Source organism: Enterobacter sp. Sphag1F (genome assembly GCF_014193275.1).
In the GTDB taxonomy this organism is placed as follows: Bacteria; Pseudomonadota; Gammaproteobacteria; order Enterobacterales; family Enterobacteriaceae; genus Pantoea; species Pantoea symbiotica.
The window spans coordinates 595,296-620,031 of sequence record NZ_JACHZD010000001.1; the positions used below are offsets into that span (position 1 = coordinate 595,296).

The window sequence follows — 24,736 nt, forward strand, 5'->3', positions numbered from 1 at the left end:
GGCGACCCTACATCTGTGTGGGCTTACTTCACCGTCCAGCCCTTGTAACTGCTAATGCTGTTACGATCGATCATCGTCACCGGAATCAGTACCGGCTTATCTGGCGCGGGTTTGCCCTGCAGGATGTCGTAGCCAATCTCCACCGCTTTCGCCGCCATCACCTGCGGGTCTTGCGCTGGCGTTGCCACGAACAGCGAGCCTTTGCGCTTCAGCGCCTCTTCACCGTCTGGCGATCCATCGACGCCGACAATAAAGAATTCATTGCGCTGCGCCTGTTTCGCCGCCAGATCGGCACCAATCGCGGTTGGGTCGTTAATCGCGAACACGGCATCAATCTTCGGATTAGCCGACAGCAGGCCGGTCATCACTTCCAGGCCACCTTCGCGGCTGCCTTTGGCGTTCTGGTTGTAGGAGAGCAGCTTGATGTCCGGATGGGTTTTCAGCTCGTTCATGCAGCCTTCCACACGGTTCTGTACCGCAGAAACCGGCGGTCCGTTGATGATCACTACGTTGCCTTTGGCTTTCAGGCGATCGGAGATGTATTTGCACGCCATGGCACCGGCGGCGGTGTTATCGGAGGTGATAGTGGCGTTAGCGCCGTCTGCCGCCACGTCGACCGCCACCACCACAATCCCGGCATCACGCGCACGTTTTACCGCGGGCGCGATGCCTTTGGAATCGGCGGCGTTGAGGATGATCATGTCTACTTTGGCGGCGATGAAGTTATCAATCTGCCCCACCTGCTGGCCGAGATCGTAGCCGCTGGAGACCAGCGTTACGTTGACTTTGTCACCCGCCAGCTCGCGCGCCTTCAGCTCCGCACCTTTGGTGATCTGCACGAAGAACGGGTTGGCGAGATCGCCGACGGTCACACCAATGGATTTCAGCTCTTTGGCCTGCACCAATGGCGCGCTCAGAAGCGTAGCCGCCAGCAGTCCGGTTAGAATCGGATTAAAACGCATAGTCGATGTTCTCCTGCTTTTTGGTTTTTATGGTCGCCATAACTGACGCCCCTGCTTACTTGTAGGGTCGGCATTCATGCCGACCTGTCACAACTCAACCTACATGGTGTCTGGTACGGTACTTATCGATTAACACCGCGATGATGATCACCGCGCCCTTAATCACTAACTGCCAGAAATAGGAGACGCCCATCAGCGTCATGCCGTTATTCAGCGTGGCGATGATCAGCGCACCAATCAGCGTGCCGGTAATGGTGCCGATACCGCCGACAAAGCTGGTGCCGCCAAGGATCACCGCTGCTATCGCGTCCAGCTCATAGCCAACGCCGAGGTTACCGTTGGCGCTGTAGAGCCGCGAGGCGCTCATCAATCCGGCCAGCCCCGACAGCAAACCGCTCATGGCGTAGACAAACAGCAGCACCACACTGACTTTGATGCCGGTCAGGCGCGCCGCCTGCACGTTGCCGCCGACCGCATAAATGTGCACGCCTAAGGTGGTGCGACGCAGAATGAACCAGCACAGCGCAATCACCGCAAAGGCGATGATGATCAGCCACGGCACCGGCCCGAGATAGCCGTTGCCTATCCACTCAAAGTTGATGTCGGAGTTGATCACCGTGGTGCCGTTCGCCAGCAGATAAGCCGCGCCGCGCATCGCGGTGTAGGTGCCGAGGGTGACAATAAAGGGCGGCAGCCCTGCCCATGCCACCAGAATGCCGTTGAACAACCCCATAATCAGCCCGGCACCTAACGCCGCCGGAATCGTCAGTGAAGCAAACGCCGGATCGAGCGACACCACCATCGCCACCACCGCTGTGGTACCGAGCATCGATCCCACCGACAAATCGATACCGCCGGTGAGAATGACAAAGGTCATGCCCGCCGCCAGCACGATGTTGATCGAAGCCTGACGCGTAATGTTGAGCAGATTGCCCTCGGTGAAGAAGTTCGGCGTGACAAAGCCGAACACCGCCACGATCAGGATCAGAATCGGCAGGATGCCGACGGTTTGCAGCAGGTCACTCATTAACGCGCGCTTTAGCGTTGGACTTTTTACGCGTGCGGATTCACTGGTCATTGCGCTCTCCTCAGGCCTGAACCGGCTGTGCGCCGGTGGCCAGTGTCATAATGTTTTCCTGGCTAATCTCTGCCCCACTCAACTCACCGGCGATGGCACCTTCACGCATCACATAGACACGGTCGCTCATGCCCACCACTTCCGGTAATTCGCTGGAGATCATCAAAATCGCCACGCCCTGCTGCGCCATCTGCTGCATCATGCGGTAGATTTCGCTCTTGGCGCCGACATCAACGCCGCGCGTCGGCTCATCGAGAATCAGGATGCGCGGTGCAATCGCCACCCAGCGTGAAATCAGCAGCTTCTGCTGATTGCCGCCGGACAAGCCGCCCGCGCGCACCTGCGCATGCGGCACGCGGATGTTGAGCGCATCAATTGCCTCGCTGGCGATCTTCTGCCCTTTGCGCCGATTCAGCAGGCCATAGCTGGCATCGCGCTCCAACGTCGCCATCACAATGTTGTCCTGCGCCGCCAGTTCGAGGAATAAGCCCTGCTCTTTGCGGTTCTCGGTGAGAAACCCGATGCCGCGCGCAATCGCATCGCGCGGTGAGTGAATCTGCACTTTTTCCCCGTCGATCCAGATCTCGCCGCCGCTCGGTTGGTGCACGCCAAAAATCAGCTGCGCCAGTTCGCTGCGCCCGGCGCCGACAAGCCCCGCCAGCCCGACGATCTCACCGGCCCGCACCGACAGGCTGCTGGGATGTACTTTGTGTTTGTCGCACAGGTGATTGACGGCGAGACGGATGTCGCCGAGCGGAATATTGCGGTCTTTGTTGAACAGATCGCTGAGCGGCCGCCCGACCATCATGCGCACCAGCTCGCTGGCATTGAGCTGCTCGCGCGTCAGGCTGCCGACGTACTGCCCGTCGCGCAGCACGCTAACGCGATCCGACAGCTCATACACTTCCGCCATGCGATGGCTGATATAGATGATCGCCATCCCTTCGCTGCGCAGACGTTTAATCAGCGCAAACAGCTGCTCGGTTTCACGGTTCGAGAGTGCGGCAGTCGGCTCATCCATTACCAGAATGCGGCTGTTGCGGTGCAGCGCGCGGGCGATTTCCACCTGCTGCTGCTCGGCAATGCTCAGTCGGCTGACCAGATCGGTGGCGCTGAACTGCGCGCCCAAACGATCAATCACTCGCTGCGCCTCTTCCGCCATCTGGCGTCGCTTCACCAGACCCGCGCGGGTGATTTCACTGCCGAGAAAGATGTTCTCCGCCACCGTCAGATTGGGTGCCAGATTGATCTCCTGATAAATCAGGGTGATGCCCGCCGCCAACGCCTCTTTTGGGCCTTTAATGGTGTACGGCTGGCCGTCGATAAGGATTTCCCCGCTGCTGGCGCTATAAGCACCGGCCAGAATTTTCATCAAAGTACTTTTGCCCGCGCCGTTTTCGCCCATCAGCGCATGCACTTCACCGGGCCAGACCGTGAGATCCACCCCTTTTAACGCATAGAAACTGCCGAAGCGTCGGGTGATCGCGCGCATTTCTAATATCGGTGCTGTCGCCATAACGAGGCTCCTGCTGGCAAAGGTTGCAGCGAGTAAAGCCTCCTTAGATAAATGGAAAATGTCAGCGGCCATTCATATTTGTCATATTTCGCCCCGATCGCGCTTCTATACTCGCCAGCAGTTGAGCGGTAAGGAGTGGCAGCCATGAGTCACAGTCTGCACTGGCACGCGGGCGCGCGCAGTCGCCTGCTGCTGTTTAACCTGCTGGTGATGTCGGTGACGCTGGCGGTGAGCCTGGTAGCAATTTTTGGATTTCGCCACGCAGGTCACATTCAGGAACAGGCGCAAGCACAAACGCTGGCCGATATGAACGGCAGCCTGGCGCTGGCGCGCGATACCGCCAATGTGGCAATCGCGGCGGTGCGTTTATCGCAGGTGGTGGGTGCGCTGGAGTATCAAAGCGAATCGGCGCGTTTGCAGCAAACACAACAGGAGCTGCAACGGTCGCTGAGCTTACTGGCGAATGCGCCGCTGGCAGCACAGCAACCGCAGCTGCTGACGCGCATCCGCGAGCGCAGCCAGATGCTGGAACAGACCATCAATCAACTGCTGCGCGCCGGGCATCAGCGCCATCTGCAGCGCAATGTGATGCTGAGCGGCCTGTGGCAATCGCAGCTGTTACTCAATCGCATTGACCTGCTAACGCGTGCGGATTCCCCTTCTGCCGCGCTGCGCCAGCAAACCCACAGCTTATTCAGCGTGGCGATTCAATCCAGCGCGCCGCAGGCCGCAGTGCAGCAGCTGCAATCGGTGCTCAGTCAGTGGCGGGCGTTGAGGCTCAACGGCGTGCTGAATACGCAGGTGCAGCGGCTAATTGCCACCAGCACTGATTTGCAGCCGGTGGCGCAGCAGCTGGAGCAGAGTGATATCGCCATCGCCTACGCCACTTATCGCATCAAAGCGCTGGTGGCGATGCTCAACGACGACATCACCCATTACGTGCAGCTGGTAGCGCAGCAGAGCGACGCTCGCAGCGCGGTAACCCATGAAGAGCTGGATTCGATCATCGGCTTTATCGGCCTGTTTATGCTGCTGGCGCTGCTGATCACCGGTTACGCCGGTTACTACATCTACCGCAATCTCGGTTCGAGTCTCACCGCCATCGCCCATGCCATGACGCGGCTGGCGCAGGGAGAAAAGAGCGTCAACGTGCCCGGTCTGGCGCGACGTGATGAGCTGGGCGATCTGGCGCGTGCCTTCAACGTGTTTGCGCGTAATACTGCGTCGCTGGCGCACACCTCGCGCTTGCTAAAAGAGAAAAGCAACCAGCTGGAATCGACCTTTCTCGCGATGCGCGATGGCTTTGCGCTGTTTGATAACAGCGGTCAGCTGGTGGTGTGGAATGCACAATATGCCGAACTGCTCGGCATTGCGCCGCGCGAACTGCATCGCGGTTTGCACTATCAGCAGCTTCTGAAACGCGTCGATGTGGAGCTCAATGGCTTAGCCGATGCGCAGGAAGTGCGGCTGGCGGATGGGCGCACGCTGGAGCTACGTTTCAGCCCGGTACCACGGCGCGGCATGGTGAATACCGTGCTGGAGCGCACCACACGCAAGGCGCTGGAAGAGGCGCTGCTACACAGCCAGAAGATGAAAGCGGTGGGACAGCTAACCGGCGGACTGGCGCACGACTTCAATAATCTGCTGGCGGTGATCATCGGCAGCCTGGCGTTAACCGTCGATCAGCTGCCGCCCGGCACGCTTGCCAGCCGTATCGATCGTGCGCGTCAGGCTGCCGACCGCGCGGCGCAGCTGACGCAGCGTTTGCTGGCCTTCTCGCGTAAACAGGCGCTCTATCCGCGCGCGGTGTCGGTGGTGGAGCTGGTGGATAATCTGCATTCGCTGCTGCAGCACGCGCTGCTGCCCGGCCAGCAACTGGTGATCGATGCACAGCGTCCTGGCTGGCCAGCGTGGATCGATGCCGGACAGCTGGAGAATGCGTTGATCAATCTGGTGGTCAACGCGCGCGATGCGATGGCGCAGCAGAGCGGCGAAATCCGCCTGCGAATCTGGAATCAGCGCAAACAGGAAGCCGACGGCAAGCGCGATCGCGTCACCATTGAAGTGATCGATCACGGCTGCGGCATGTCGGCCGAGGTACGTGAACAGGTGTTTGAACCGTTCTTCACCACCAAAGCGATTGGCAGCGGCAGCGGTTTGGGCTTATCAATGGTGTATGGTTTTGTGCGCCAGTCCGGTGGCCAGATCGAGCTGGAAACCGCGCCCGGCCAAGGCACCACCGTGCGGCTGTTATTGCCGCGCGCGCCAGAAGCGGCACAACCGCTCAGCGTGCCGCCGCCGCTGGTGCCGCAGGCCAGCAACGATCGGCTGGTGTTGGTGCTGGATGATGAACCGACGGTGCGACAAACGCTGTGCGAACATCTGCATCAGCTGGGTTATCTGACGCTGGAGTGTAGCGATGGCGAAAGCGCGCTGACGCTGCTGCGCCAGACGCCGGATATCGAGTTGCTAATCAGTGATTTGATGCTGCCGGGCGGCATTAATGGCGCGGATGTGATTCGTCAGGCGCAGGCGCAGTGGCCCCATCTGGCGACGGTGTTGATCAGCGGTCAGGATCTGCGCCAGACGCAGGTGACGCTGCCGCTGTGTGAGCGGCTGGCGAAACCCTGGCATCAGGCGCAGCTGGTGCAGGCGCTGGAGCGCGCCTGGCAGCGCAGTGAACGGCTTAGTCGCGCGCGGCAGGCTGCCACAACGGCACCCCTTTCCCCGTGATGTAACGTTTACGCAGCTTACTGGAGACCATGTCCATGATCATCACCACCGCCACCAGAATCAGGGTCAGGAACATCACCACATCCCAGTTCCACAGACGCATGTTCTCGGCATACACCAAGCCAACGCCGCCCGCGCCGACAAAGCCCAGCACCGCCGCTGAGCGGGTGTTGGACTCTATCTGATACAGGCTGAGCGCGAGGAAGGTCGGGAACGACTGGGTGAAAATGCCGTAGCGATGTTTCTGCAGGCTGTTCGCGCCGACCGCGCTGAGGCCACGACTCGGCGAACGCTCCACCGCTTCGTGCCCTTCGGCGTAGAGTTTGCCGAGCAAGCCGACATCCTGCATCACAATCGCCAGCACGCCAGCCAGCGGCCCCATGCCGACGGCGCGCACGAAGATCAGCCCCCAAATCGCCATATCGATACCGCGCAGCACATCCAGCACGCGGCGTACCACCAGCGAAATCGGTCGCGTAACCGGATCGTGCATTACATTGCGCGCCGCCAGGAACGAGACTGGCAAAGCGATCAGTGAAGCGGTCAACGTGCCGGAGAACACAATCGCCAGCGTAATCCCGACCTGAGTGAAGTAGTAACCAAACGGCCAGTTGAGGAAATCCTGCCAGACAAACATGCGCAGGAAATAGCGGCTGAGCTGCTGGCAGCCAATGAGAAAACGGCTCCACTCAATGCCAAAGAATTCGAAGAAGAACAGGTAATAGAGCGCGATGGCAAGCGCCACCAGCGCAACGCGGCGCAGATAGCGGTTCTGCGCGGCAAACAGGGCGGCATGCTCCTGCTTGAGTTTGGTGACATCCGGCGCTAAGGCGATCATGCTGCGTCTCCTTCCACTACGCGGCGACGCAGCCAGCCGGACAGCGTATCCAGCAGCGACACCACCACAATGATCAGCAACAGCGTGATGCTGACCTGATCGTAACGATCGAGTTTGATATTGGTCATCAGCTCTTGCCCGATACCGCCCGCGCCAACCAATCCGAGAATGGTTGAGGAGCGGAAGTTGATTTCCAGACGCATAAAGCTGTAGGAGAGAAATGTCGGTTTGACCTGCGGCCAGAAGGCAAAGCGCATGCGCTGTAGTTTGCTGGCACCGCACGCCGCGAGGCCGCGAACCGGTTTATCCGAGGCGCTTTCGATCGCTTCGTAAAACAGTTTGGTTAAGCTGCCTACGGTATGCAGCGCCAGCGCGAGGAAACCGGGAATAGCGCCAATGCCGAACGCCATCACGAACATCACCGCCCATGCCAGTTCTGGCATGGTACGCAGGAAGGCGACAAAGGCGCGGATCGCCACTCGCAGGCTGCGCGGCGTTTGCGTGTTGTCGGCGGCGAAAAACGCCAACACGCCCGCCACGGCCACCGCCACGATGGTGGACGACAGCGCCAGCTGCAAAGTTTCCCAGATCAGCGGCAGCTGGAAGTGTAAGCGATAGCCCCAATAGGCCAGCGAGCCTTCGGTTTTGCCATCGGCGAACAGCAGTGAAAGATGCAGCACCGGCAGAGTTTCACCGATGTAGTCAAAAAAGTGTGGCAGCGACTGCCAAACGGTAAGCAGGTTAAATTCCGCCATCTTGCCCGCGGCCAGATAGAGCGCCAGCAACAGCAGCGACCACAGCAGCGAGTCGCGCTTTTGCTGGCGGCGGATGCGTTGGTAGTAGTGTTCGAAATCGGTCAAGGGGGGGATTCCTGTGTAACCAGGTCGCCATGAATGGCGACCCTACAATGTAGGGTGCGCATTAATGCGCACCGTTTTGAAGGCTTAGCCGCGCGTACCCTTCATCAAATCACGCTTCATATCGATGATGTTCTGATAATCCGCCACGGTCGCTGGACCGATGTGCTGGGTACCGCCAACCGCTTTAACAAAGCAGCCGTGATCTTCTTTATCCAGTTTCTTGATGGTCGCCACCACCTTCGCTTTGAAGTCAGCGGGCAGGTTGTTGCTCACCAGAATTGGGCCGTTCGGGATCAGCGGCGACTGCCAGATGATGCGGATCTGCTTCATCAGGTCAGGATGATCCATACGAATCAAACGGCCAAAGGCACCCGAGGTATAACCGGTTTCACGGTCGCCAATCAGTGAGGTCCAGGTTACCGCGCCTTCGAACTGACCGTTCAGCACGCCGAGGATGTCCTGCTCGTGGCCGCCGGAGAAGGTGACGCTGGAGAAGGTGTTGTTGTACTTATCGTCAACCGTGCCGCCGAACTCTTTCTTGAACGCCTGGTTCGGCATCAGGAAGCCAGAAGTTGAATCGGGATCGGCCATGCCGAACGATTTGCCTTTCAGGTCTTCCAGCTTTTTGTATGGGCTGTCGGCTTTAACGATCACCACCGAGTGATAACCCTGTGAACCGTCTTTGTCGTCCACCACGATGCCCACCACATCCACCGCTTTCGGGTTTTGCAGGTAAACCGAGGCAAATGAAGCCGGTGACATGCTCAGTACCAGGTCGATTTTGTTGCCCAGCAAGCCCTGAATTACGCCTGAATAGTCAGACGAGTTGCGCAGTTTGGTATCCACCTGCAACTCTTTGTCGAAGAAGTCTTTCACACATTGGTTGTCACCAATCTGCTGCGTGGCGTTCTGGCCGCCAAGAATCCCGAGGTTCAACTCTTTTGGTGCATCCGCTGCGTTTGCGCCAAATGCCATCGCAATAGTCAGTAAAGCTAAAGAAGTCAGTTTCATTCTTAGGTTTTCTCTTGCTGTGGGAGTTAGTGGAGCTGGTTAATTTCGTCGCCGTACAGCTCATGCATCAGGCCGTCGGTCAACTGGGAAGGATGTCCATCGAACAGGATTTTGCCGCGCTGAATGCCGATCACGCGGGTGCAGTAGCTTTTAACCAGTTCAATGGAGTGCAGGTTTACCATCACGCTGATGCCCTGCTCGCTCACCTGACGCAGCACATCCATGATGCGTTTGGTGTTTTTCGGATCGAGTGACGCCACCGGTTCGTCGGCCAGCAAAATGCGCGGGTTTTGCATCAACGCCCGGCAAATCGCCACGCGCTGCATCTGGCCGCCGGAGAGGTTTTCTGCACGCTGCAACGCCTGCGGCAGCATGTTCATCCACTGCAGCAGTTCAATGGCGCGAGCGCGGTCGGTTTCGGAGAAGACTTTGAAGAACGATTTCAGCGTCGAGGTCTGGCTCAAACGACCGAGCAGCACGTTGGTCAGCACATCAAGACGCGGCACCAGACAGAAGTCCTGGAAGATCATGCCGCATTCGGTGCGCCACTCGCGCATCTGGCGGCTATTCAGCGTCACCACATCGCGATCCACTTCGCCGTGGCGATTGCTGAGGATCGCGCCCTGCGACGCGCTGATGGTGCCGTTAAGCATATGTAACAGTGTCGATTTGCCTGCGCCTGAGCGGCCAATCACCGCTACCAACTCGCCCGCATGCAGATCGAAGCTGACGTTATCCAGCACCTGATTGGCGCCGTAGGTTTTGCACAATCCCTGCACCGACAACACCTTGTTGCCCTGCCCGGTAACGTGCGGGTAAGGGTTGTCGACGACGGTTTTCAGTAATGCCTGTGCCATGTTGCACTCCATCTCTTATGAGGTGTTGATTGCCCGCTATTACGGGCAAAACGGATGAAAGCTTGATGACAGTAAAATGATTAAACGGTGACACCGTAGGGTCGCCATTTATGGCGACCGTCCGTTAATGCATGCAACGCCCAAGGTCGCCATGAATGGCGACCCTACGAAACAATGAGCTGCCGTAGATGCTCGAGCGTGTCGCTCAACGCGCCGTCGTTATTCAGCGCATGACAATGCGCGGGTAGCGGTTCGGCGGCGCGCACCAGCCGTTTTTCGATCTCCGCTTGCGACTCGCGCCCGCGCTGCCGCAAACGCACTTCCAGCACCGATGGTGAAACCTGCAGCACCAGCGGCAGCAGCTGCGTACCGTAATGCTGCTGCACAATCGGCAGATGCAGGCGCGAACCGTTAACCAGCACATTTAGCCCGCGCGCCAGCCACAGATCGATCTCCTCGCCCAGCCCGTAATACATGCCGTGCGCCTGCCAGCTCACGGCGAACAAACCCAGCGCCTCGCGCCGTCGGAATTCCGCCTCGCTTAGCGCCACATGGTTCTCGCCGCCCGCATCGGCGGCGCGCGTAATGTAGCGATGGGCGATCAGCAGATTCTCCGGCGGCGCTTCGCGCAGCGCGTTCAGCAGGCTGTCTTTTCCCGAGCCCGAAGGCCCGGTAAGCCAGATCAGGCGCGCCATCAGAACACCAGCTTGCCTTGCGACCAGACGTGACGAATGTGCGAATGACCATGTTCGGTATGCGCCAGCACCAGATCGGCACGCAGTCCTTCGGCGATGCGGCCGCGATCGTGCAGACCAATCGCCCGCGCCGGATTACTGGTCACCAGCGCGGCCGCCTGCGGTAACGTCAGCGTGTTGCGTTCATCAGCAACCAGGCGGAACACCGCATCCAGCAAGCTGGCCGGATAGTAGTCCGAGGAGAGAATATCCAGCAGGCCGTGGCTGGCGAGGTCCGCCGCCGCCACGTTGCCGGAGTGCGAACCGCCGCGCACGATGTTGGGCGCGCCCATCAGCACCTGCATGCCGCATTCACGCGAGGCGCGTGCCGCCTCCAGCGTGGTAGGGAATTCGGCAATGGCGCTGCCGACGTCATGGGATTCAGCAACGTGCGCCGCCGTAGCATCGTCGTGGCTGGCGATCGGAATACCGCGCGAACGGCACAAACTGGAGATGGCGTTGCGATTCGGCGTGGAGAACTCGGCGGCCAGCGCCAGTTGCTCACGCTCAAACTGATCCATCTGCTCGTCGTTAAGCTGATATTTGCCCTGATAATAGGTGCGATACATCTCCAGCGAGGCGTACTGACGCTGACCCGGCGAGTGATCCATCAGCGACACCAGCGACAGTTCTGGCGTGTTCATCAGCTTCTCAAACAGTGGCAGCGTGGTGTGATGCGGCAACTCGCAGCGCAGATGCAAATGGTGATCGGCTCGGTTAATGCCTTTACGATTGCTGTCCTGAATCGCCTCAATCATCTTGTTGAGGTTTTCAATGCGATGCCCGCCATCGCGCACGTCGCCGACGCCAATCGCGTCCAGCACCGTGGTGATGCCGCTGGCAACCATTAACGCATCGTGGCTGCTCATCGCCGAATGCGCCGGCCAATCCACTTTCGGGCGAGGCGTGAAAAACTTGTCGAGATTATCGGTGTGCAGCTCCACCAAACCCGGCAGCAGGAAGGCGTTTTCGCCATCCAGCGCGCCCGGCAACTGGCTGACGCTTTCGCTAAAGCTGGCGATGCGCCCGTCGCGGATCTCCAGTGAACCCGCCACCACGGCCTGCTCCAGCACCAGCCGGACGTTATTAATGATCATGCTTCTGCTCCTGCTTTCATTGGCTGCATGACGTGCAGGCGATCGGCTACGCGTTCGCGCACCGCTTCGTCATGAAAAATTCCGACAATGGCGGCACCGCGGGCGCGCGCCTGTTCAATCAGTTCAACGACTGCGGCGCTGTTGGCACTATCGAGCGAGGCGGTTGGCTCATCCAGCAGCAGCACCGGATAGTCGGCGATAAAGCCGCGCGCGATGTTGACGCGCTGCTGCTCGCCGCCCGAGAAGGTCGACGGTGCCAGCGACCATAAACGCTCCGGCACGTTAAGGCGCGTCAGCAGCTCTTTGGCGCGCTTCTCGCAGAAGGCGCGCTCGGTGCCGCGCTCCAGCAGCGGCTGCATGACGATCTCCAGCGTCGGCACGCGCGGAATGACGCGCAAAAACTGGCTGACCCAGCCAACGGTGTGACAGCGAATTGCCAGAATCTGCCGCGCGGGCGCGTTGGCCATGTCGATCCATTCGCCCTGATGTTGCAGCCAGATGTGGCCACTGTTGGCCTGATAGTTGCCGTACAGCGCACGCAGCAGCGTGGATTTTCCGCTGCCGGAGCGGCCATGCAGCACCACGCATTCGCCACCGCTGACTTCAAGATTGGCGTCCTGCAATACCGGCAGCGCAGCGCTGCTTTGGTTGTGCAGCACAAAGGTTTTGCTCAGATGCTCTACGCGCAGTAAAGGTTGCATAGTGATGTCCTGATGGTTTTGATAGTTGTGCTGGTCTTCGAGAAGGTCGCCATAAATGGCGACCCTACGGGCAATACGGTTGCATTGGGCACGTCGTAGGGTCGCCATTTATGGCGACCTTGTTCATCTCAACTCAGCACCGATGAAACCAGCAGCTGGGTATACGGATGATGCGGATCGTCCAGCACCCGATCGGTCAATCCGCTCTCCACCACGCGGCCCTGCTTCATCACCAGCAGGCGATGCGCCAGCAAACGCGCCACGCCGAGATCGTGCGTCACAATCACCACCGCCAGATTCAGCTCGCGCACCAGCGTGCGCAGCAGATCCAGCAGGCGCGCCTGCACCGACACATCCAGCCCGCCGGTCGGTTCATCCATAAACACCAGCGTCGGCTGCGTCACCAGGTTGCGCGCAATCTGTAAACGCTGCTGCATGCCGCCCGAGAACGTGGTGGGTAGATCGTCGATGCGATTAGCGGGGATCTCCACATCCTGCAGCCAGCGCATCGCTTCTTTACGGATATCGCCGTAATGACGATTTCCCACCGCCATCAACCGCTCGCCGATATTGCCGCCCGCCGTCACCTGCGGACGTAAACCGTCGAGCGGATGCTGATGCACCACGCCCCATTCGGTGCGCAGCAAGCGGCGGCGATCGCTCTCGCTCAACTCATAGAGATCCTGCGCGCGATAAAGAATGTTGCCCTGCTGCGGCGCTAAGCGTGCCGACAGGCTGCGCAGCAAGGTGGTTTTACCGGATCCGGATTCGCCAACGATGCCTAACACTTCGCCGGGATAGAGCTCAAAACTCACCTCTTCAAAGCCTTTGCCGGGCGCGTAAAGGTGAGTGAGATTGTTGACCGCAAGCAGCGGCTGTTCACTGTGCATGCTGTTGTTCCTGCTGCTGGTGGCAAAAATCGGTATCGGAGCAGACAAACATGCGCGTACCGGCGTCATCCATCACCACCTCGTCGAGGTAGCTGTGGCGCGAACCGCACAACGCGCAGGGTTCTTCCCACTGCTGCACGCTGAACGGGTGATCGTCGAAGTCGAGGCTTTCCACTTTGGTGTACGGCGGCAGCGCATAGATGCGTTTCTCACGCCCGGCACCAAACAGCTGCAGCGCCGGCATCATGTGCATCTTAGGGTTGTCGAATTTGGGGATTGGCGACGGATCCATCACGTAGCGATCGTTGACCTTCACCGGATAGGCATAGGTGGTGGCGATGTGGCCGTAGCGGGCGATATCTTCATACAGTTTCACCTGCATGATGCCGTACTCCTCCAGCGCGTGCATGGTGCGGGTTTCGGTCTCGCGCGGCTCGATAAAGCGCAGCGGCTCGGGGATCGGCACCTGGAAAATCAGGATCTGATCTTCTTCGAGCGGCGTTTCCGGAATGCGGTGACGCGTCTGGATCAGCGTGGCGTCACGGGTAGCTTCGGTGGTGGCCGCGCCGCTGACGCGCTGGAAGAAGCGACGAATCGATACCGCGTTGGTGGTGTCATCCGCGCCCTGATCGATCACCTTCAGCACATCGGCATCGCCAATGATGCTGGCGGTGATCTGAATGCCGCCGGTGCCCCAGCCGTAAGGCATCGGCATTTCGCGTCCGGCAAACGGCACCTGATAACCGGGAATCGCCACCGCTTTCAGAATCGCGCGGCGGATGGTGCGTTTGGTCTGCTCATCCAGATAACCGTTGTTGTAGCCGGTTAACTCACTCATGGTTCTGCTCCTGATGCTGTTGGCGCAGCCGTTTCAGCAGCTCAAGCTCCGCCTGGAAATCGACGTAGTGCGGCAGTTTCAGATGCGAGACAAAGCCCGCCGCTTCCACGTTGTCGGCATGCGACAGCACAAACTCTTCGTCCTGCGCCGGACCGGCAATGCGTTCGTGGTACTCCGGCGCCTGCAGCGCGCGATCCACCAGCGCCATCGCCATCGCTTTACGTTCTGAGCGACCAAACACCAGGCCGTAACCGCGCGTAAAGTGCGGCGCGCTATCGGTTTCGGTGGTGAAGCCGTTCACCATCTCGCATTCGGTCAGCAGGATTTCGCCAATCTCAATCTCAAAGCCCAGCTCTTCCGGGCAGATTGAGACGCTGAGATAGCCGGTACGAATTTCGCCAGCGAATGGATGGTTGCGGCCGTAGCCGCGCTGCGTCGAGTAGCCAAGCGCCAGCAAGAAACCTTCGTCGCCGCGCACCAGCTGTTGCAGCCGTGCGGCGCGCGTGGCCGGATAACCTGGCGGTTCGCGGGTGATGTCGCACGGCTCGCTACCGTCATCCTCTTCACGTGCCGCTAATCCTTCCGCCGTCATCATGCTGAACACGTGCGGACAGCGCTCGGGCAGCGCCTGATCGTCGCGCGGCGCAGCGGGCGTTTCGCCGTTTGCCAGCAGCGTGAAATCGAGCAGACGATGGCTGTAATCGTAAGTTGGGCCGAGAACCTGGCCGCCCGGCAGATCTTTGTAAACCGCCGAAATACGACGTTCGAGACGCATCTCATCGGTTGCCAGCGCCTGGCTGTCGGCGAGGCGCGGCAGCGTAGTGCGATAGGCGCGCAGCAGGAAGATCGCTTCCACCAAATCGCCGCTTGCCTGTTTAATCGCTAAGGCCGCCAGCTGTGGATCGTAGATGCCGCCTTCGGTCATCACGCGATCGACCGCTAAACCCAACTGTTGCGCGACCTGATCGCAGCCCAGTTCAGCCACTTCGCGATCGCCACGACGCAGATCGGCCTGCAGCTCATGGGCGCTGGCAATCGCCTTTTCGCCCCCTTTTACCGCAACATACATCAGCACACCTCCACGTCGGTGGTGCGTGGCAGCGCCATCATCGCTTCACCGCAGGTGAAAATCAGATCCACGCCCTGTGGGAACGGATGCGGACGCTCGCGCAGATAATGCAGAATCGCTTCCGGCAGCTGCGGCGCAATGGCGCGTGATTCACGTAAGCCGGGGCCGGAAAGGCGCAGCGTTAAACCGCCGCTCAGTGACGGCACTTCCACAATCAGCGTGGTGCTTTTTTCCGGGGACATGTTGTCGCCAGAGGCGAACAGCGCCGGATCGGGATTGGCCGCCGCGTGCGTTAGCGCAAAAGGTGCATCGCGCTCATCGACAATCGGCACGCCGGTATGGAAACGCAGGTTGCTGCGCACCACTTCATTATCAATGCGATTATCGAGCCACAGCGCGCTCTCCTGATCGACCAGCGTCAGCAGCACCGCCGTGGCCGCTGGCGAGAGATCGCCCCAGCCCTGTTGCAGCGGCAGCGACACCATCACGCCCGGCTCGCTCATCGCTTTGAGGATGCGGCGAAAGGCACGTTGGGCATCAGCCACCGGATGGTTAAAACTTGCCAGTAAAGTCATCAGTTATCTCCGCGAACCAGCGTAAAGAAATCCACTTTGGAGCTGGCGATTTCACGTGCGCGCAGCTGACGCTGCTCTTCACGCAGTGCCGCCAGCGGGGCAATCAATTTTTCCTGCAACAGCGCCTGGGTTTCCGGTTGTTGCAGCAGCGCATCAATCAGCGCGCAGCGTTCGGCGTGCGCTTTGTCGCGCCCCAGCACGTAGCTAAAGCCGAGCGTGCCGTCGTGCAGTTTCACTACCGCGCGCGTCACCGTGGCATCGCCCATCACGAAGCGTTTGCCGCTGCCGCCCATGCGCGCCTGCAAACGGGTTAAGCCGGTTTCTGCCGGTCGTATGCGTTCAAAATCGGCGTTGAGGCGTAACGGCTGCCAGTGCGCCTCAAGCTGGTTGGCATCGCTGTGCGCCAGCACCGAGAGCCAATGCTGGCGGGCTGTTTGCTGTGTCATTCGTGCTCCAGAGTCAGTTCAATCATGTCGCCACGCGTCAGGCTGACGGAGTATTCCACTACCTGACCGTCGCTGTGTTTATTCAGGGTACGCACACACAGCAGCGGCGACTGCAGCGCAATCTCCAGCTGCTTGCACTCTTTGGCTTGCGCGCGACGGGTGCTGATGCGCGTTTGGCTGCGCGTCAGGCTCAGGCCGAGCTGCTGCTGCATAAAGTCGTGCAGCGAACCGCTGTGGAACTGTTGCAGCGCCGGCCACCAGCTGAGTTCCGCCAGGAAGTGGTTGATGACGCACACCGCCACGCCATTGACGCGGCGCAGCGTGCGCAAGTGAATGACGTTGTCGCCTTCGTTCACGCCTAGCGCGCTCGCCACATCACTGCTCGCCGGACGCAGCACCGCTAGCAGACGTTCGCTGGTGGGATGACTGCCCTGCTCCATCAGGTTCTGGCTGAAGCGTGCTTGCGCATGCAGCGGATAATCGTAAGGACGCATCAGCACCAAAATGCCAACGCCGTGACGCCGTTGCAGCAGGCCTTTGTTGACCAGCTCGTCGACTGCGCGGCGCAAGGTGTGACGATTCACTTCGTAGTGATCGGCCAGCTGCTGCTCGGAAGGCAGATAGTCGCCGCAGCGATAGCGCTCCTGCAGCGCCTGCTCCAGTTGGGCGGCAACGGCCTGATACACAGTGGTCGGATGTCTGGATATCTCCATCACGCTCAATACCTCATTCGCATTGGTTGAGGAACGCAGCGGGCTTGCTGCGGGATGGCGATTACATTGCGCATGTCAGATGACAGCGCCGTGACGGCTCAATGACGGGCGGATGAATTTGCTTTAGGGCAGCAGAATCACAGCGAAACGGCAGCGGTTTTAATAAATTATTTTTAACTGTTCTCTTTGTGACAGTGTTCAAAAATTTACCGCTTATTTACATCACGCTTTCAACGGCCTTACAGGATACAGCCTGCCGATGTTCTGCTAAGTTAAAAGATGAATCCTTCTTGTCAGGCCAACCTTAAAATGATTAACGCAATAAAACTATCGGATGGTTTTCGCCGCAACTTTGTTCGTGAAGTAATTTTGCCACTGATGGCAATTTTGCTGCTTACCTTTGTCGGCGCGGGCGTGGGTCTGTTCTGGGGGACATCATTAACCAATAACGAAGCGCGCGATCAGCAACAGCGCATGATCGAGGCTTCCTTTACCCAGAGCCTGACGGAACATCTGCGCCAGCTGCGTAGCCTGACGCGCTGGTCGCCGCTAGCCGATCAGCTGGCGTCGCCGCATCCCGACCAAAGCTGGCTGACGCAAAATGTCGGCGGTTGGCTGTATGACATGTTTGATCATCAGCTGGTGGTGCTGCTGGACCGCGACAACCAGCTGATCAACGTGTGGCGCAATGGCCAGCCGGTGCCGGATAAGCGCATCGGCCCGTATCTGCAGGACATGCTGAATAGCCCGCTGGTGCAAAACAGCGATGTGGCGGCGGGCCCGACCGATCACGCCGATTTCGTGCGCATTGGCCAACGCGCTGCCGCGCTGGCGGTGGGCGATATCAGCAGCACCAAACAGGCCGGGCGCTATCGTCTGGTGAGCATTAAGTTTCTCGATGATGGCTATCTTCGCAACCTTGCCGATCGCAGCCAGCTGCGCCAGCTGCACTTCAGCGACAGCGAACCGGCGGGAGAAACCAAAGCGCGCTTTCTGCTGAATTCACAACAGGGCGATCCGGTCGGCTATCTCAGCTGGAATCCGGATAAACCGGGCGCGCAGATGATGCGCACCATTGGCCCTTCTACTTTGTTGTCGGTGCTGCTGATTACCGTGCTGTGTTTGGTGATGGTGCGGCGCATCTGGACCTCGTCGCTCAAATTGTCGCAGTCGCTGCTGAAACTCGGTGCCAGTGAAGCGCAGGCGCAGCATCTGGCCTTTCATGATGTATTAACCGGTTTGCCGAATCGTTCACTGGTTGAAGATCGCTTAACCCAGGCGCTGGCGGTGGCCGGACGCCACGATCAGCGCGTGGCGCTGCTGCTGCTGGATCTCGATCGCTTCAAAAATATCAATGACACCTACGGCCATCACGCTGGCGATGAGCTGATTATTGAGGTGGCGCGCCGCCTTAACGAAATCGTGCGTGCCAGCGACACCGTGGGCCGTATCGGCGGCGACGAGTTCATCATTGTGATGCCGGATGTGGAGAATATTGGTCAGGTGCAATCGCTGGCGAAACGCATCATCACCCGCCTGAGCGAGCCGTATCAGCTGGTCGGCAGCGAGCTGTGGGTTGGCGTAAGCGTCGGTCTGGCGCTGGCACCGAAGGATGGCATTGATCGAATGGAGCTGATGCGCAAAGCGGATATCGCGCTTTATGACGCCAAGAATCATGGGCGCGGCCAGTATCGCCAGTTCGAAAAAGTGATGGATGAATCGCTGCGCACCCGCCAGCAGATGGCGGCTGATTTACGTCAGGCGCTGGTGAAATTTGAAGGATTAGCGGTGTGGTATCAGCCGTTGATGGATATCAGCGGCCAGCATGTGGTGGGATTGGAGGCGTTGTTGCGCTGGCATCACGCCATGCGCGGCGACGTTTCACCCGGCGATTTCATTGCCATCGCCGAGGAGACCGGCATGATCATTCCGCTGGGCGAATGGGTGCTGCGCGAAGCCTGCAAAACCGCGCTGAAGCTGCCGGATATTGTGGTGGCGGTGAACGTATCGCCAGTGCAGTTCCGCGCGGTGAATTTTGTCGAGCGCATCATCCATATCGTGCAGGAAGAAGGTGCCGATCCGAAGCGCATGGAGCTGGAGATCACCGAAGGTGTGCTGATTGAGGATGAACACGAGGCGCGCAACAGCATCATCGCGCTGCGCGAGGCCGGTTTCCGCATCGCGCTGGATGATTTTGGTACCGGCTATTCGAGCCTTAATTACCTCAGCACCTTCCCGGTGGACAAAATCAAAATCGACCGTTCGTTCACCCAGTCGCTGGGCGTGGCGCAGAACTCTACCGCGATTGTTGAATCGGTGGTGCGGTTAGGTCACGCAATGGGGTTAACGGTGACCGCCGAAGGCGTCGAAACCGAAGGCCAGAAAAACGCGCTGGCCGATGCGGGCTGCAATCAGCTGCAAGGGTATTTGTTTAGCCACGCGGTGCCGTTTAGTGAGATTGAGAAGATGATGTGAGTGACATCTCCGTAGGGTCGCCATTTATGGCGACCTGCCCAATAATCCCGCCGCGCCGTATAAATCATTCTGAATACGCCCCTCAGGTTTCACATCCCGTCATCGTCCTCTAGCCAGACATGCTGCAAAATCATTCCGGCAAGGAGGCCATTATGAAAAACCGCAAATACTCACGATTGAAACATCATGATTACCGCGCCAATGGCGCGTATTTCATCACGCTGGTTTGCTTTCGCCGCGCACCTTTATTTGGTCAATTTATCGCGGCGGAATTCTGTCTCACGCCGCTTGGTGATTACATCATCAAGACCTGGCGGGCTTTACCTCAGCGCGATTCCTCTATTAATCTCGATGCCTTTATCCTGATGCCGAATCACCTGCATGGCATTATTTGGCTGAATGAAAGCGCGCAGAGAACCCTGCTAAATATTGTTAATTGGTTCAAAGCCGAGATTACGCGTGAAACAGGTGTGAAGGTGTGGCAACGCAGTTTTTATGATCGTGTAATTCGAGATGAGAGGGAGTTACTGGCGTTCAGAAAATATATTGAAAACAATCCGAAACAGTGGGAATGGGATCGGTTGTATGTGGATGGTTGAGGTTGTGCGGTGATTGGAAAGGTCGCCATAAATGGCGACCCTACGGAGCTTTTGTAGGGTCGCCATTTATGGCGACCTTGCCGAAACTTCACACCGAATAACGCGCTCTGAGATCCGCGAAAATAACATCCATCGGCACATCACTGTCTGCGGCCACCGCCGTAAACACCTGCTGCTTAAGGAAGTGACGCCAGCTTACCGGCGCAGCCGCCAAAAATGCCGTCAGCATGCGATAGCGCTCCGGCGTCCAGATCGCTTCAAACGCACTACGCGCCGCACCGTGATCGAAATGCTGCGCCGCCGAAGATGGCATCTCAGCCCTCAACCGCGCGGTTTCACCCTCATCAATCTCACCGTCGCACAGCGCCACGCCGTAGCTGTCACGCGCCACCTGTTCAGAGACAAATCCGCAGCGCACGTCCTGCAATACCTGCTGCACATCGCGCTCCACCGGCAAACCGTAACCGCCCGCGCCGGGTCCGCGTACTTCGACGATATCGCCGGGCTGGCAGTGAATGACGTCGGTGTTACCGTGTTCAATCGCCGTGCCGTTACGCAGCGTGCGGAAGTGCGAAAGGCCGCCGGATTCGCCGCCCAGCACGCCCGCCGAGGCGAACACCGACCGGTTGCGGTTGCGCGCCGTCACCGTGGTATTCGGCGCAAAAACTTCAAACGCCATCTCGGTAGCTAAACCGCCGCGATAACGCCCGGCTCCGGCGCTGTCGGCGGCTAAGCCGTAGCGATGGAAATGGATTGGCACTTCCGCTTCATTAATCTCAATCGGCGTGTTTTTCAGGAACGCCGATAAGCCGCCGGAACCGTCGGGTCCATCGTGGCGCGGCGTGCCACCTGCCCCGCCGCCGACCGGGCCGAGCGAGGCCACCACGCTGCGGTTGGCACTGTCGGTGGTGCGGATGTTCATGATCGAGTTACCACCCGGCGAATTCGCCGGTAAACGATCGGGAATCGCCTGCGAAAATACGCCGAGCGTAGCGATTTGCGACAGCGCGCAAGTCAGCGAGCGCATGCCGACCGCCGCCGGGGCTTCGCAGTTCATCACCGTGCCCGGCGGCAAAATGGCGCGCGTTGGCCGCAAGGTGCCGGCGTTGAGCAGTAGGTTACGATCCAGCGTCGAGAGCACATAAGTGACGCCAACCAGCGCCAGCGGATGACGCTCGCGTCCGCCGGTCGGCATGTTTAGCGACGACGCCAGCTGCGGATCGCTGCCGGTGTAATCGAGTTCCAGCGTGTCACCGCTGACGCGCAAGGTGATCGCCACGCGGCACGGGAAACCGCCTTCGCCATCTTCATCGGCGAAATCAGCATAGAAATATTCGCCATCAGGAATGGTGTTGATGATGCTGCGCGCCTGGGCTTCGGCGTAATCGAGAATGCCTTCGATGCCTTGCAGAAAATCGGTGACGCCAAAGCGCGCGATGATGTCGTGGATTTTGCGTTCGCCGACGTTGACCGAGGCAATCTGCGCTTTGAAGTCGCCCCAGTTCTGCTCCGGCGCACGCACGTTGAGGCGCATGATGCGCGCCACTTCTTCATTCAGTTCGCCGTTGCGCACGATTTTCAGCGGCGGAATGCGAATCCCTTCCTGTACGATATCGGTGAGCGAGCGCGATAAAGACGCGGGCACCGCGCCGCCAACGTCGGTGTTGTGAATATGCCCCACCACAAAGCAGACAATTTCGCCGCCATGAAACACCGGTTTCCAGATATGGATATCCGGCGAGTGCGTGGCGACGTTACCGGCGTAGGAATCGTTGGTGATGCAGATATCGCCTTCTTCGTAGCTGTCGATCAGCGCCAAAACCGGGCCGTAATCGATGCCGCTGTACCAGGGCGCGCCGAAGCTGCGCGGTGAGGCGAACGCCAGGCCGTCGCGGCTGACAATCTGGCAGGAAAAATCTTCCGTCTCTTTGACGAAAGTTGAGTGCGCGGTGCGCATCAAGGTGAAGGCCATCGCATCGGCGGCGGCCGCGCAGTAGTTGGCCAGAATTTGCAGGTTACGTCCGTCAATCGCCATGTTAGTTCGCCTCCACTGGCGTGATCAGCAGGTTGCCAAAGCTATCCACATCCACTTTCATGTTGGGCGGCACGCAGGTGGTGCAGTCATCCTGCGCCACAATCACCGGGCCAATCAGCTGATGTCCGGCGCGCAGCGTGGCGCGCAACACCACATCCACCTGATGCGCCGCGCCATCGATCCACGCGCTAACCTGCTTCGCCACTTCAACCGGTGCGTCGGCGGAGGCCAGCGGATTGAGCGTCGGTTTCGGAGTGGGCGAGGCGATCACCAAACGCAGATTGATGATCTGCACCGGCGCGTCGGCATCAAAGTGACCAAACAGCTGCTGATGCTGGCGATCAAAGGCATCATGCAACGCCGTGACATTGGCCTGCGCCAGCCACTGCGGCTCGAGCGCCACTTCGATTTCAAATGACTGGCCGCGATAGCGCATGTCGGCGCTGTAGTGCAGCGTGAACGGCATATGCGCGCCGTGCTGGCTGCTGAGCCAGCTACGCGCGCGCTGGCTCAGCGCCTCGGCTTCGGTCGCCAGACGATCCGCCAATGAAGCATCGAGATCGCTATACAGCGTGCGGATAAAGTCGTTGCGGATATCCGCCACCAAACCACCCAGCGCCGAGAGCACGCCCGGCGTCGGCGGCACAATCACCCCTTTCATGTTCAGCTCGCGCGCCAGGAAGCAGCCCATCATTGGGCCCGCACCACCAAAAGCGAGGAACCAGAATTCACGCGGGTCGAGCCCGAAGCGCGACAGCAAACCGCTGGTGTCGCCATACATGCTGGAGATCGCCAGCTCGATGGCAGTTTCGGCGGTCTCTTCAATGCTGATGCCGAGCGAATCCGCCAGCGGCTGCCACGCGGCGCGCGCGGCGGCGACATCCACCTGCACCGCGTTGTAGCCGAGATCGCCGTGACCAATCATGCCGCAGGCAGCAAAAGCATCGGTGGCGGTCGGCTGCGTGCCGCCGCGCTGAAAGCACACCGGGCCCGGCAGCGATCCGGCGCTGTCCGGCCCCATTTGCAGCACGCCTTGATTATCAATCCACGCCAGCGATCCGCCGCCCTGCCCAACGGACGTCACCGCCACAGACGGAATGTAGATTGGGAAATCACCGATGATTTCGCCGTTGCCCTGCGCCACTTTCCCATCGACGATTACCGCCACGTCGGCGCTGGTGCCGCCAATATCTAGGCTGAGGATTTTGTCGAAACCGCAGGCGCTGGCGAGGAAGCTGGCACCGATCACGCCCGATGCGGTGCCGGACAGCACCATCTGCACGCACTCGCTTTTTGCCTGCTCGACGCCCATCACACCGCCGTTGGATTTGGTAATGCGCGGCGGCGGTTGGACGCCCATGGTTTTTAGCGCGCGCTCAAAAGATTCGAGGTAGTTAATCACCATCGGCTGCACGTAGGCGTTGATGGTGGCGGTGATGGTGCGTTCGTATTCGCGGATGATCGGCCAGATATCGGCGGAACAAGAGGTGAGCAAGTCGGGCGCGTGTTGATTGATGATGGCTTTCACCGCCGCTTCGTTGTGGCGGTTGCGATAGCTGTGCAGCAGCGCCACCACAATGCCCTGACAACCGGCGGCGCGCGCGGCATTGATGGCATCCAACACGCTTTGCCGATCGACCTCGGTCAACACATTGCCGTGGCGATCGGTGCGCTCTTTAATGGCAAACACCCGGTCGCGCGAAATCAGCGGTGCCGGGCGGCGTGAAAAAAGGTCATGAATGTGCGGGATCTTCAGGCGCGCCAGCTCCAGCACATCGCAAAAACCTTCAGTGGCGAACAGCGCCAGCTTTACGCCGCGCCGTTGGATCACCGCATTGATACCAACGGTGGTGCCGTGCGTGAAGTAGTCAATCTGCTTTGGATCAAGGCCATCGCGCTGCTGCAGCTGGGTTAATCCGGTAAGGATTTCACTGCCAGGCTGATCCGGTCGCGACAGCACTTTTAGCGTGTATATCTGATTGGTGTGTTCATCCAGCACGGCGAAATCGGTAAACGACCCGCCAATATCGACGCCAACGCGGTAACCCATGTGAAACTCCAGTGTCAGGAGGGAGGAAATTCCATCAGTTTTTGCGGATCCTGCACCACGCGCCAGCCGAGGCGCTGATAGAGCGGATGCGCATCATTAGTTGAGAGCATCCAGCGATGTACCATGGCCAGTTCCGGGTGCGCCCGCACACACGCCGCCAGCCAGCGGCCTAATCCGTGACCGCGCCAGTTTTCATCAATCATCACATCGCACAGCCAGCCGAAACGGGTGTAATCGGTTACTAATCTTGCAAAGCCGATTTGCTGATTTTGGTGATACAGGCCGAACGGCAATGAGCCAGCAAAGGCGCGCTCGGTTTTGGCGCGCGGCTGGTCTTGTGCCCAGTAGGATTTTTCCGTCAGCTGCTGATGGATGTAGTCAAAATCCAGCCTGGCGCGTTCGGTGGAGAGCGTGAAGGCATCGCGCTGCCAGATGTGATCGGGAATGGTGAGTGTGCTCATAACAACTCCTTGTAACGGTTGGAATCAGTGTAATGGGGTTGGTTTAACCGTGAAAACCGAAGCACGACCGCTAACGCGCAGGATGCAGCGATTTTGCCACCGGAATGAAATTTTATGCTGTGGTGCTGGCGCATCACTGGTCAGCTTCATTTTATGGTCGCGATAGCCCATACCTAATCCGCTTTGAGACTGTTCTCG

At 59.2% G+C, this 24,736-nt stretch carries 22 protein-coding genes; 3 read left to right on the forward strand and 19 right to left on the reverse strand.

What is annotated here, in order from left to right:
* Positions 1 to 23: 23 nt before the first annotated feature.
* The 3 genes from FHW71_RS02770 to FHW71_RS02780 all read right to left on the reverse strand — a co-directional run bounded on the left by FHW71_RS02770 (position 24) and on the right by FHW71_RS02780 (position 3,556).
* Positions 24 to 962 (reverse strand): ABC transporter substrate-binding protein, encoded by a 939-nt coding sequence (locus tag FHW71_RS02770; RefSeq protein WP_179450272.1) that lies wholly within the window; start codon positions 960 to 962, stop codon positions 24 to 26.
* A 94-nt stretch (positions 963 to 1,056) separates the two neighbouring features.
* Positions 1,057 to 2,040, reverse strand: coding sequence for a ribose ABC transporter permease (locus tag FHW71_RS02775; RefSeq protein ID WP_008105488.1), 984 nt, complete (start codon positions 2,038 to 2,040; stop codon positions 1,057 to 1,059).
* A gap of 10 nt (positions 2,041 to 2,050) precedes the next feature.
* Entirely contained in the window at positions 2,051 to 3,556 is a 1,506-nt protein-coding gene (locus FHW71_RS02780) for a sugar ABC transporter ATP-binding protein (RefSeq protein WP_179450271.1), read from the reverse strand.
* A gap of 144 nt (positions 3,557 to 3,700) precedes the next feature.
* On the opposite strand from FHW71_RS02780, the gene FHW71_RS02785 reads away from it, so the two are divergent.
* Positions 3,701 to 6,289 carry an ATP-binding protein gene (locus FHW71_RS02785; protein ID WP_179450270.1) on the forward strand — a complete coding sequence of 863 codons (2,589 nt, stop codon included), beginning with the start codon at positions 3,701 to 3,703 and terminating at the stop codon, positions 6,287 to 6,289.
* On the opposite strand, the gene phnE (FHW71_RS02790) is transcribed toward FHW71_RS02785, so the two are convergent.
* The 13 genes from phnE (FHW71_RS02790) to phnF form a co-directional block, all read right to left on the reverse strand.
* Positions 6,243 to 7,127, reverse strand: coding sequence for a phosphonate ABC transporter, permease protein PhnE (gene phnE, locus FHW71_RS02790; protein WP_061717637.1), 885 nt, complete (start codon positions 7,125 to 7,127; stop codon positions 6,243 to 6,245). The genes FHW71_RS02785 and phnE (FHW71_RS02790) overlap by 47 nt on opposite strands.
* Positions 7,124 to 7,987: a phosphonate ABC transporter, permease protein PhnE gene (gene phnE, locus FHW71_RS02795; RefSeq protein WP_061717638.1), complete on the reverse strand. Its 864-nt coding sequence runs from the start codon at positions 7,985 to 7,987 to the stop codon at positions 7,124 to 7,126. The genes phnE (FHW71_RS02790) and phnE (FHW71_RS02795) overlap by 4 nt, the downstream gene beginning before the upstream one ends.
* Before the next feature lie 84 nt (positions 7,988 to 8,071).
* The gene (gene phnD / locus FHW71_RS02800; protein WP_008105497.1) at positions 8,072 to 8,998 is read right to left on the reverse strand and encodes a phosphonate ABC transporter substrate-binding protein; all 927 of its coding nucleotides are present in this window, start codon (positions 8,996 to 8,998) and stop codon (positions 8,072 to 8,074) included.
* Positions 8,999 to 9,024: 26 nt separating this feature from the next.
* Entirely contained in the window at positions 9,025 to 9,855 is an 831-nt protein-coding gene (gene phnC, locus FHW71_RS02805; RefSeq protein WP_061717640.1) for a phosphonate ABC transporter ATP-binding protein, read from the reverse strand.
* A 164-nt stretch (positions 9,856 to 10,019) separates the two neighbouring features.
* On the reverse strand, positions 10,020 to 10,550 hold the full coding sequence (gene phnN / locus FHW71_RS02810; protein WP_179450268.1) for a ribose 1,5-bisphosphokinase: 531 nt from the start codon (positions 10,548 to 10,550) through the stop codon (positions 10,020 to 10,022).
* On the reverse strand, positions 10,550 to 11,686 hold the full coding sequence (gene phnM, locus FHW71_RS02815; protein WP_179450266.1) for an alpha-D-ribose 1-methylphosphonate 5-triphosphate diphosphatase: 1,137 nt from the start codon (positions 11,684 to 11,686) through the stop codon (positions 10,550 to 10,552). Before phnM ends, phnN begins: the two co-directional genes overlap by 1 nt.
* Entirely contained in the window at positions 11,683 to 12,387 is a 705-nt protein-coding gene (phnL, locus tag FHW71_RS02820; RefSeq protein ID WP_008105503.1) for a phosphonate C-P lyase system protein PhnL, read from the reverse strand. Before phnL ends, phnM begins: the two co-directional genes overlap by 4 nt.
* A gap of 128 nt (positions 12,388 to 12,515) precedes the next feature.
* Positions 12,516 to 13,277, reverse strand: coding sequence for a phosphonate C-P lyase system protein PhnK (gene phnK, locus FHW71_RS02825; protein WP_179450264.1), 762 nt, complete (start codon positions 13,275 to 13,277; stop codon positions 12,516 to 12,518).
* The gene (locus FHW71_RS02830) at positions 13,267 to 14,115 is read right to left on the reverse strand and encodes an alpha-D-ribose 1-methylphosphonate 5-phosphate C-P-lyase PhnJ (protein ID WP_008105508.1); all 849 of its coding nucleotides are present in this window, start codon (positions 14,113 to 14,115) and stop codon (positions 13,267 to 13,269) included. Before FHW71_RS02830 ends, phnK begins: the two co-directional genes overlap by 11 nt.
* On the reverse strand, positions 14,108 to 15,184 hold the full coding sequence (locus FHW71_RS02835) for a carbon-phosphorus lyase complex subunit PhnI (protein WP_179450262.1): 1,077 nt from the start codon (positions 15,182 to 15,184) through the stop codon (positions 14,108 to 14,110). The genes FHW71_RS02830 and FHW71_RS02835 overlap by 8 nt, the downstream gene beginning before the upstream one ends.
* Complete coding sequence (phnH, locus tag FHW71_RS02840) at positions 15,184 to 15,759, reverse strand: phosphonate C-P lyase system protein PhnH (RefSeq protein WP_008105512.1); 576 nt, start codon at positions 15,757 to 15,759, stop codon at positions 15,184 to 15,186. The genes FHW71_RS02835 and phnH overlap by 1 nt, the downstream gene beginning before the upstream one ends.
* Positions 15,759 to 16,205, reverse strand: coding sequence for a phosphonate C-P lyase system protein PhnG (phnG, locus tag FHW71_RS02845; RefSeq protein ID WP_008105514.1), 447 nt, complete (start codon positions 16,203 to 16,205; stop codon positions 15,759 to 15,761). Before phnG ends, phnH begins: the two co-directional genes overlap by 1 nt.
* Complete coding sequence (gene phnF / locus FHW71_RS02850) at positions 16,202 to 16,918, reverse strand: phosphonate metabolism transcriptional regulator PhnF (RefSeq protein ID WP_179450260.1); 717 nt, start codon at positions 16,916 to 16,918, stop codon at positions 16,202 to 16,204. The genes phnG and phnF overlap by 4 nt, the downstream gene beginning before the upstream one ends.
* 309 nt (positions 16,919 to 17,227) lie before the next feature.
* On the opposite strand from phnF, the gene FHW71_RS02855 reads away from it, so the two are divergent.
* Positions 17,228 to 19,393: an EAL domain-containing protein gene (locus FHW71_RS02855; RefSeq protein ID WP_179450258.1), complete on the forward strand. Its 2,166-nt coding sequence runs from the start codon at positions 17,228 to 17,230 to the stop codon at positions 19,391 to 19,393.
* A gap of 152 nt (positions 19,394 to 19,545) precedes the next feature.
* Positions 19,546 to 19,992, forward strand: coding sequence for a transposase (locus FHW71_RS02860; RefSeq protein ID WP_179450256.1), 447 nt, complete (start codon positions 19,546 to 19,548; stop codon positions 19,990 to 19,992).
* 88 nt (positions 19,993 to 20,080) lie between these two features.
* Here FHW71_RS02860 and FHW71_RS02865 read toward each other — a convergent pair whose 3' ends face one another.
* From FHW71_RS02865 to FHW71_RS02875, 3 genes are read right to left on the reverse strand one after another with little or no spacing between them, the layout of a single operon-like run.
* A complete protein-coding gene (locus FHW71_RS02865) occupies positions 20,081 to 22,027 on the reverse strand; it encodes a hydantoinase B/oxoprolinase family protein (RefSeq protein ID WP_179450254.1) in 1,947 nt (648 codons plus the stop codon).
* A 1-nt stretch (position 22,028) separates the two neighbouring features.
* Positions 22,029 to 24,077 carry a hydantoinase/oxoprolinase family protein gene (locus FHW71_RS02870; RefSeq protein WP_179450252.1) on the reverse strand — a complete coding sequence of 683 codons (2,049 nt, stop codon included), beginning with the start codon at positions 24,075 to 24,077 and terminating at the stop codon, positions 22,029 to 22,031.
* A gap of 14 nt (positions 24,078 to 24,091) precedes the next feature.
* A complete protein-coding gene (locus FHW71_RS02875; RefSeq protein ID WP_179450250.1) occupies positions 24,092 to 24,538 on the reverse strand; it encodes a GNAT family N-acetyltransferase in 447 nt (148 codons plus the stop codon).
* Positions 24,539 to 24,736 lie beyond the last annotated feature (198 nt).